Annotated in this window: 1 protein-coding gene; it reads right to left on the bottom strand. The window is 67.8% G+C overall.

All coding sequences use genetic code 11. From position 1 onward, the window contains the following. Nucleotides 1-286: lipocalin-like domain-containing protein (locus tag AC0IYH_RS31010; RefSeq protein ID WP_471838025.1), on the bottom strand; the 286-nt coding region annotated here is incomplete at both ends.

The following is a 286-nucleotide window of genomic DNA, read 5'->3' as shown; positions in this document are numbered from 1 at the left end:
AGTAATAGCTCGCCTGCTCCGGCCGGGGCCCTTTGCGGCTGTATCCACCAAGGCCCTGCGGCATCGGCGGCTGCGTTGGCCGGAAATCAAGCGCCAGCGCAAAGTCGTTGGCGAAGATTCGGGTATTCCATCGGTTGTCAGGCGTGCGGCGCAGGCGCCAGTCACGGATGCCGATATCGGCGTCAGCCGTGCGTGCCCTCGCCAGGCCGAAACCCACGCGTGCGGCGCGCTCGCCGTGTAGCAGGCGACCGGTAGCGGGATCGGACAGCGCGGCGTGCGCAAACAC

Source organism: Pseudomonas sp. AC463, from assembly GCF_979253585.1.
The sequence above is the reverse complement of the archived record's forward strand: the minus strand, read 5'-3'. Positions and strand labels throughout refer to the sequence as shown.